The following is a 9,435-nucleotide window of genomic DNA, read 5'->3' as shown; positions in this document are numbered from 1 at the left end:
GCCTGAGAACCCAAAATTCAATGTAAGATTATCGTTTCGATAAATATTATTTTATTTATATCTATCTACGTAATAAGTGTTCTAAAGGTTTTAAAGGGACATTTGCCAAAAACATCCGGTTATAGATATTTTATTGTCGGTTTATTGTAAGGATTTTTTCGCTATCAAAAACTGACAATTTGTATCTTTTTACTTAGGCAATTTACAAGTTTTGACAGAAAAACAAAAAGAACGTGACATCATTTAACAATTTCATTAGATAAAAATCAACAAACTATCCGATCAATCCTACCTATTATTACCCTATTACGAAGTTAACTGTAATTAGGTTGTTTTTGTTTTCTAACATCGTAGTTTATTGTAATCCATTTATCATAAAATAAGCCTATCTTTTAATACAGAAACCAACTACAGCGCTTTAGTCGTTTCAACCATAAAGCGCTTCGGCAAATTGATGTTTATTATTTGATGATAACTTCTGTAAAAACTGTAACGGGACATCGGCAACACCAAGTTTATCACATTTTGAAACTACATCATTTAAATCGAAATGACCAGATAGCGATTGATAAAGTTCTCCATCAGTCTGCTCAAATCCCGTACTCCAATCTGTAAAATAACGCTGCTCATATTTGCCAATTTGCAGTAAAACAACCGATTCATGACGTTCGTCATTTACGATTTTGTTAAAAAGTCTGCGAATGATCCGTTCATCTCCCTCAAGTAATTGCATAAATCTCCCTTTACTCTTTGTAATCTGCAGACCTCTTACATATAATAATATCCCAGTAATGTTATTCCGATTATTAAAATCTCTGCACTGATTAAGCAAGGCTTTAAGTTCATCATTGTTAAACGAACTGCTCTCTATGCTTGTATAAATTAAATAAAAAATGGGTTTTAAAACTTCAATCTCTAATTCCATAAGGTAATTAACGCTAAATTTTCTGTTTTTCCTAAAACGCGCCTATTATCTGATTATTTCCACAACAATTCTAGCAAAACATGATCTTAACGACTCAAATTAAACAAAAAGATCACCAAAAATCTATTAATTGCCCTAATACACTAATAATCTAAAAAACAACAAGCATATCTCTTGCTTTTATTTTAGTTGCCAAAAAAAACTCATCTCTTTTTCTTTATAATGTATTACCAAACCAAAGAGAAGCAAACGTTTGCGCTTAATAATATCGGCAATATAAGCATACAATATTTATCACCCTTCAAAAAAGGCTCAAATAGTAAGCACACCATCCGTTATATACAATTTAAAGCAAACGTTTGCGCTGCATTCGCGGTTTGATCTTGACTTTTATGGTTATAGTTTAGTAATAATCATTTTACTAAAAAGTATATTATTAATGAACCTAAGAATAACTTTTAGCCCTCCCTAATCTGATTAATGCTCCTCAACAGATAACAAAACAGTAACTAATCTAACCTAAAAAACATGAAGAAAATTCTTTTAATGATTTCCTTTATTGCGTGTATTTTCGTAGTAAAGGCACAAAACCGTACTATTTCTGGTACGGTAACCGACAGTAAAAAACTCCCGCTTCCGGGAATTACCGTGACCGTTCTGGGCACAAAAACTGCCGTACAAACAGATGCAAACGGAAAATATACGATTAGCGCTGATAATGAGAGTACCCTGGAGTTTAAAGCCCTAGGTTTTACCACACAAACCATTAAAGTGGGCACAAATACTGCTGTAAATGTTTCTTTAGTAGATCAATCTACTGAGTTAGACGCCGTAACAGTTGTAGGGTATACCACAAAGAAGAAATCAGAAATTTCGAGTGCAGTAACTACCGTAAGTGGTTCGCAGCTTAATGATGTAACTTCTGTAAACCTCGGCAACCTGCTACAGGGTAAAGCGCCTGGTGTGGTGGCGAGTTCTGCTTCTGGCGACCCTACTGCTGGCTCGAATGTAGTGGTACGTGGCGTAGGTAGTATTAATGCCGGTACCGGGCCACTAATTGTAGTTGATGGAAACATTGGTGGTACGTATAACCCGGCCGATGTGGATAATATTACCATATTGAGAGATGCCGCAGCCACAGGTTTATACGGATCGAGAGCTGCCAATGGCGTTATTATTGTAACCACCAAAAAAGGAAAAGCGGGAGAAACCAGATTCAGCCTAAACTCAACCATTGGCATTGCCAAGGCTACTACAGGTAACTTTAAGCTAATGGATGCTCAACAACTTTACGATTACCAAAAATCTTTCTTTACTACTCCGCCAGCTGCTTCGGTACTAAATACCAATACCGATTGGTGGAATGAGGCCTTTAGAACAGCAATGGTAAATAACCACACGTTAACCGCATCTGGGGGGAGTGAGAAAACTCAATTTTATATCTCAGGCAACTATTTTAAAGAAGAAGGAACTTTAATCAACAACGATAAAACACAATATAGTTTAAGGGCTAACCTTACCTCACAATTGACTAAAAAACTAAAATTAACGGCTTTGTTAAGCGGAATTGTAATCAATGATAATTATAACCCTGAAAGTGCTGTTTATCAGGCTTATTTAAATATGCCATACGATCCTGCTTATAATGCGGACGGCAGTCCAACTGACCCACGGAGTATTCCTTCCTGGAAAGGTAGAGACCGCTCAAACTTTTTGCAGAGCTTGCAATACAATTATTCAAAAGCAAGAAGTTATACCACAACAGGTGATATAAACCTGGATTATGACATACTCAAAAACCTAACGGTTTCTAGTTATAACAGGGCCACCATTGCCAACGGCAGATCGAGCAATTATTATGACAGAAGAAGTCAGAGTGGCGCAACAAACCTGGGAACAGTATCTTTAGGTAATACTTTCTCTACTACACTTTTATCATCGAACAGAATTAAGTACAACGTAAATTTAGGTAACCATAGCCTGAGCGTTTTAGGTGTTGCGGAGATAGAAGGTTATAAATATGATGAAAGCGGAATTACTGCCAAAGGTTTGCCAGCCGGATTGGATGCCATAAATACAGCAACTGATATCACCAATAAACCMACAGGAAGATATGATCAGTATCAAAATATAAAATACCTTGCGCAGGCCGACTATAGCTATCAAGGCAAGTATTACTTAGTAGCTTCTATAGTAAATGAATACTCTTCGCGATTTGGGAAAAACAATCCCGCCGCAACTTTTTATCAGGCAGGCGCATCGTGGATTTTATCTAACGAAGATTTTTTAAAGAGCAATACCACACTTACCTTTCTAAAATTACGCGCCAGTTTTGGTACTACTGGTAATCAACGTTTTACCACGAACGATAGCCCTGATGGTTTTTATCAATCGTTGGGACTATATAATTTAAATGCAGGAGCTTCATACAATGGTCAAACAGGTGCCTTCCCTACCCAAATTGCCAACCCGGATTTGACCTGGGAAAAATCGAGAGCCTACAATTTAGGTCTGGATTTTGGATTATTTAAACGTATCGACATTACTATTGATGCCTATGACAAACGCAACTCTGATCTGCTATTTGCCGTTCCACTTCCTTCAACAGTGGGTTATGGAAGCATTAGAAGAAACATAGGTGCGGTAAGAAACAGAGGCATTGAGCTCACTATCAACGCTAAAAACATCCAGCAAAAAGACTTTAAATGGGAAACCAGCTTTAATATGTCTTTTAACCGCAACAAAGTTATGGAGTTAAATCAAGGCTTATTGGTAGTAAACACCAGTACCCAGCCAATAGCTTTGGGTCATGATATGGATGAATGGTACATGCAAAAATGGGCAGGGGTAAATCCGGCTGATGGCAAACCGCTTTGGGAAAAATTAGACGATCTTACTGGTGTAACCAGTACTTATAACCAGGCTACCAGACAATATACAGGTAAATCGTCAGCGCCAAAGTTTAGTGGCGGATTAACCAATACATTGGAATATAAAAACTTTACCCTTTCGGCTTTCTTAAATTTTGTATATGGCAACTGGGTATATAACGATAGCCGTTTCTATTTCGATAACGACGGGGTGTACGAAAGTTATAATCAACAGGTATTACCTAARGGTTCGGTACGATGGACAACACCTGGCCAAACCGATGCAACCCATCCACAGGCTAAATTCGGCGGTAATCTTCAATCGCATCAAACCTCTACCCGCTTTTTAGAAGATGGAAGTTATTTAAGATTGAGAAATGTAACCGTAGGATACAATTTACCTACCACTTGGTTAAAAAAGGCCTCAATAAATGCAGCCCGCTTGTATGTGAGCGGCGACAACCTATTTACGGCCACCAAGTTTTCGGGTGTAGATCCTGAAGTTGATCTTACTGGTGGTATTTCGTCTTTCAGATATCCAACCAGCAGAAGATTTGTTTTTGGCGTTAACCTAACATTCTAATTATTAATAAGATTATCATGAAAATATACCATAATCACATCATAAAATTCGCCATTGTAGCCAGTGTTATTCTTTCTGCATCTGCATGTCGTAAAACTTATTTCCCCTCTGATAAAGCGGAAGATAGTGGGTTATTAACTACAATCGARGGTAAGCGTACGGCCACCTTAGGTAATTATGCTACCCTAAAATCATTAAACTACGAAAATAATTACCATTGGCTAGCCGAGCTCCCTTCTGATGAAGTAGCTCAGGGGCAAAACTCATCAAGTGATGTAACCAATTTATATAAGTATACCCACCTGGTAAATTCTGCCAATGCAACTGCTTATTTCCAGCAAGCCTATTATGTTGCATCTGCAACAAATAAAATCATTAAGCTTATTCCAGATGGTTCATCTGCTGATTTACTGCAAATTAAAGGTGAAAACTTATTCCTAAGGGCGATGTTGCACTTTAACCTGGTACGCATGTTCGGAAGGCCTTATGCACAGAACCCTACCACCAATGCTGGAGTTCCAATTTTGAGCGAAACGGTAAGTGAAACCGACGCTGCTATAATCAAAAGAAGTACAGTTGCCCAAGTTTACGATTTTGTAATTGCTGATCTATTAAAAGCTGCGCAATGTATCACTGCAGAGAAAAGCAATAGCTTCGCTACAAAAATGGCTGCTTATGCACTCTTATCAAGAGTTTATCTTTATATGGATAACAACGCCAAAGCCGTAGAATATGCCAACCTGGTTATCAGCTCAAACAAGTATCAATTGATGCAGGATGCCGCCTATCAAACCTATTTTAGAGGCGATCCAGAAAAAAATACCGAAAATATCTTTGCCATCAAACACACCAAAACCGAGAACTACGATTATTCAGCTATTGGCTCGTTATACTATAGTGGCGATGCCAATGGTAATGCCTTAGGCCAGGGAGAAAGCGGATGGGGAGAAATATATGCTTCGGTAAAGTATTATAATTTTCTTAATAAATATCCTCAGGATAAAAGAAAAAGCTTTATTTCACCTTTAATCGTAAATGGCGTACAACAGTTAAATACAAAACTAACCCCTGCTGCACCTATTTATTATGTAAATAAAAATAACCTGCAGGAAGGCGTGATTAATTTAACATCACCTGTTTACCTCCGTTTAGCAGAAATGCACCTAAACAGAGCGGAGGCCAATGCCAAGCTGAACAATACGCAATTGGCTTTAGATGATGTGAATATAATTAGAACCCGTGCAGGAATTCCAGCTTATACTTTGACAGATGTTACGCCAACACACAACATTTTAGATATTGTACTGGAAGAAAGATGGTTAGAACTGGCTTTTGAAGGTCAACGGGCTTACGACCTATTTAGAAATAACCGTCCAGTGGTAAGAGATTACCCAGGCACACACTCTACTATTAATGGCTCAGTTAATCAAACCATTAACCCTACTGATGCGCGGGTAATTTATTTTATCCCACAAACCGAAAGAGATAAAAATCCTAATTTATCTCAAAACCCATAATAAAAGACAAATTTCATATTATCAAAAAACAAAAGCCTTTCAATCCTGAAAGGCTTTTGCTTTAACTAATGCTTACGGTATCTACTAAGAATTATCCGCTAGCTAAATGTAAAACTTTTGTATTGCGTTACACAGCAAGATATATTTTATGAACGAATTATGATAATTACATTAAAACGAGATTAGAATTGGCAGTTCATTCGTCATTGGTTCATTAGTTGGCATGATGCAGAAAAGCATTCCGTGTTAATTTGTGGCTAAAAGTTTATTAAAGTATAATCATAAAGCACTTTGTAATGGGCTTGTTGTTCTTATCTTTGTGAGCAATTTTGGCGTTGCCATTATTTGGTTGGGTAAAACAGTCTGTAAGAAAAACTGTTAACCTTCCTTTAATATCAATCTTAGTATTAAACTACTTTAAAAACAACACATTATAATGTCAGACGAGAAAATAATCTTTTCAATGGCAGGTGTAAACAAAATTTACCCTCCACAAAAACAGGTTTTAAAAAATATTTACCTTTCTTTCTTTTACGGTGCCAAAATCGGGGTTATTGGTTTAAACGGCTCTGGTAAGTCATCTCTTTTAAAAATCATTGCCGGTTTAGATAAATCTTACCAAGGCGAAGTGGTTTTCTCACCAGGTTATTCGGTCGGTTATTTAGCACAGGAGCCGATCTTGGATCCTGAAAAAACCGTGCGCGAGGTGGTTGAAGAAGGCGTTGCCGAAGTAACTGCTATTTTAAAAGAGTACGAAGAAGTAAACGAAGCTTTCGGCTTAGAGGAAAACTACTCAGATCCTGATGCCATGGATAAACTGATGGCCAGACAAGGCGAACTTCAGGATAAAATTGATGCATTAGGTGCCTGGGAAATTGATTCGAAATTAGAAAGAGCTATGGATGCCTTGCGTTGTCCTGATCCTGACACTAAAATCGGTGTATTATCAGGCGGTGAGCGCCGTCGTGTGGCCATGTGCCGTTTATTGCTTCAACACCCTGATGTATTATTATTGGATGAGCCTACCAACCACTTGGATGCCGAAAGTATCGATTGGTTAGAACAATTCTTACAAAATTACGAAGGAACCGTTATTGCAGTTACCCACGATAGGTATTTCTTAGATAATGTTGCCGGATGGATTTTAGAACTAGACCGCGGTGAAGGTATTCCATGGAAAGGAAATTACAGCAGCTGGTTAGATCAAAAAGCAAAACGTTTATCGCAGGAAGAGAAAACAGAAAGCAAGCRCCAGAAAACATTAGAACGCGAGTTAGAATGGGTACGTATGGCACCAAAAGCACGTCATGCAAAATCTAAAGCACGTTTAGCCAACTACGATAAATTAGCTTCAGAAGATGGCAGAGAAAGAGAAGATAAATTGGAACTTTTCATCCCTGCTGGACCTCGTTTGGGTAATGTGGTAATTGAAGCAACAAATGTTACCAAAGCTTATGGCGATAAGGTATTGTTCGATAATTTAAACTTCTCCCTTCCGCCGGCAGGTATTGTGGGTATTATTGGTCCCAATGGTGCAGGTAAAACCACTTTATTCCGTTTAATTACCGGACAGGAAGAAGCAGATGCTGGTACATTCCGTGTAGGCGAAACCGTTGAGTTGGGTTATGTAGATCAGATGCACAACGATTTAGATGCCGATAAAACCGTTTACGAAAACATTACCGATGGATTGGACAATATCCAATTGGGCACTAAAGCCGTTAACGGACGTGCCTATGTTTCAAAGTTCAACTTTAATGGTGGCGATCAACAGAAAAAAGTAGGCATCCTATCAGGAGGTGAGCGTAACCGTGTACACTTGGCCATTACCTTGAAAAAGGGAGCCAATGTATTGCTACTGGATGAGCCAACCAACGATATCGACGTAAACACTTTACGTGCCCTGGAAGAAGCCTTAGAAAACTTTGGTGGTTGTGCCGTAGTGATCAGTCACGATAGGTGGTTCTTAGATAGGATTTGTACACACATCCTGGCGTTCGAAGGTAATTCTGAAGTTTATTTCTTCGAAGGGAACTATTCAGATTATGAAGAAAACCGCAAGAAACGTTTAGGTGATGTTACCCCAAAACGCATCAGATATAAAAAACTAAATTAATACAAAGTCCCGATGAGAATCGGGACTTTTTTGTTTGAGGTGTAATTTGGAAATTATTTTTTAACGTTATCGTCATTCCCGTGCATGCGGGAACCACGAAGTGCTCAGCGAAGCTAATCTTAAAGCCTATTGCATTACAATTATTCATAGGCTTTCTTCTCTCCAAAGGCATTCATGAGCACTACGTGGTTCCCAATCTAGTTAGGAAATCAATGCCAGTTTTTCAAGGCTTTTTTTACTGCAGCATCTGTTACTTCTTCCATTATTTTATAACCTGCAAGGTTTGGATGAACACCGTCAACCGTTAGTTCGGCACGCTGCCCTTTTCGTTCATCTACCAGCGGTGTCCAATAATCTAAAACTGTATAATTTCTTTCTTTGGCGTAGGCCACAATTTTTGCATTTAAGTCCACAATGCTATCGGCCGCTTTAATGCGCTTATTCCATGGATATTCGTAAACAGGCAGGTATTTACAGAGTATCACTTTAATGTGATGCAGCCTCGCCAGTTCTGCCATCGATTTAATGTTATCCATAATTTTATCGATGGTAACATGGCCTGTATTGCCGGCTATATCATTGCTCCCGGCCAAAATGATCACTACCTTTGGTTTAAGATTAATTACATCCTGCCGGAAACGGATGAGCAGTTGTGGCGAAATCTGCCCGCTTATCCCCCTATCCAGATAAGGTTTATCCTTAAAATATTCAGGATCTTTTTGCTTCCAGAATTCGAATATCGAACTCCCTAAAAAAACAACTCTTTTTTCTTTTCTGGTTGGTGGCGGTAAAAGTTCATTTTCTTTCTGGTACTTACTTAATGCAGCCCAATCATCAGCAAAATTCTCCTTTTTAGGTTTACTATTTAACGAATCTGTCTTCAGCTGTGCAAACGAACTGCTTGCAAAGACCAATAAAAAAAAGATTAGGATTTTACTTTTCATGGGATATTCGATTTGAACAAAACGCTAAACTAATTAATTCCCCATTAATTAAATTCTTCTCCGCTTAAATTTAAATTCGTTCTGTTTCTTTTATTGCCAAACTGACTCAGGTTATAACCCAGTGTTGCCTGCACAAAGCGGCTGATAAAGCGTGTCCTGTTTTCGGATATAGAATTGTTGCTGATACTGGTGCTAAAAAGTGAGCCTTGATTAAACAGATCGTTCGCCTGGATAGAAAAAAGGAGTTTATTATCTTTCAAGAAGGAAGTATTCAACCCCATGTTCACCAATAATGGGTTGCCGGCATATAGGTTATAGCCAAAATTTAAACTTTTAGATGCCGATGCATTTACCCTAAAACGTTTGCTTGGAATCCAACTGGCACTGCCATTTAAAGCCAGAACCTGGACATTCTTAATGTTCTGGTTCATTACAGAGTAAGTGTTTGAACTAAAGCTATACGATACACTGCTATTGAAG

Annotated in this window: 6 protein-coding genes; 3 read left to right on the top strand and 3 right to left on the bottom strand. The window is 38.1% G+C overall.

Annotated elements, in window-relative coordinates; all coding sequences use genetic code 11:
- Positions 1-427: 427 nt before the first annotated feature.
- Positions 428-925 (bottom strand): BLUF domain-containing protein, encoded by a 498-nt coding sequence (locus AC1DPQ_RS08660; RefSeq protein ID WP_477581034.1) that lies wholly within the window; start codon positions 923-925, stop codon positions 428-430.
- A 528-nt stretch (positions 926-1,453) separates the two neighbouring features.
- Between AC1DPQ_RS08660 and AC1DPQ_RS08655 the strand changes: the two genes are divergently transcribed.
- The 3 genes from AC1DPQ_RS08655 to ettA all read left to right on the top strand — a co-directional run bounded on the left by AC1DPQ_RS08655 (position 1,454) and on the right by ettA (position 8,011).
- A complete protein-coding gene (locus AC1DPQ_RS08655) occupies positions 1,454-4,378 on the top strand; it encodes a SusC/RagA family TonB-linked outer membrane protein (protein ID WP_477581032.1) in 2,925 nt (974 codons plus the stop codon).
- A gap of 17 nt (positions 4,379-4,395) precedes the next feature.
- Positions 4,396-5,895, top strand: a complete 1,500-nt coding sequence (locus AC1DPQ_RS08650) for a RagB/SusD family nutrient uptake outer membrane protein (protein ID WP_477608839.1) — start codon at positions 4,396-4,398, stop codon at positions 5,893-5,895.
- Positions 5,896-6,331: 436 nt separating this feature from the next.
- Positions 6,332-8,011 (top strand): energy-dependent translational throttle protein EttA, encoded by a 1,680-nt coding sequence (gene ettA / locus AC1DPQ_RS08645; RefSeq protein WP_477608837.1) that lies wholly within the window; start codon positions 6,332-6,334, stop codon positions 8,009-8,011.
- Positions 8,012-8,220: 209 nt separating this feature from the next.
- Here ettA and AC1DPQ_RS08640 read toward each other — a convergent pair whose 3' ends face one another.
- A complete protein-coding gene (locus AC1DPQ_RS08640) occupies positions 8,221-8,955 on the bottom strand; it encodes an SGNH/GDSL hydrolase family protein (protein WP_477583978.1) in 735 nt (244 codons plus the stop codon).
- Positions 8,956-8,999: 44 nt separating this feature from the next.
- On the bottom strand, positions 9,000-9,435 hold a 436-nt coding region (locus AC1DPQ_RS08635; protein ID WP_477608835.1), incomplete at its 5' end, for a hypothetical protein.

It is taken from the genome of Pedobacter sp. 01T416_2 (assembly GCF_056398925.1).
Note: the sequence above shows the minus strand (reverse complement) of the source record. Positions and strands in the feature narration are given on the sequence as shown.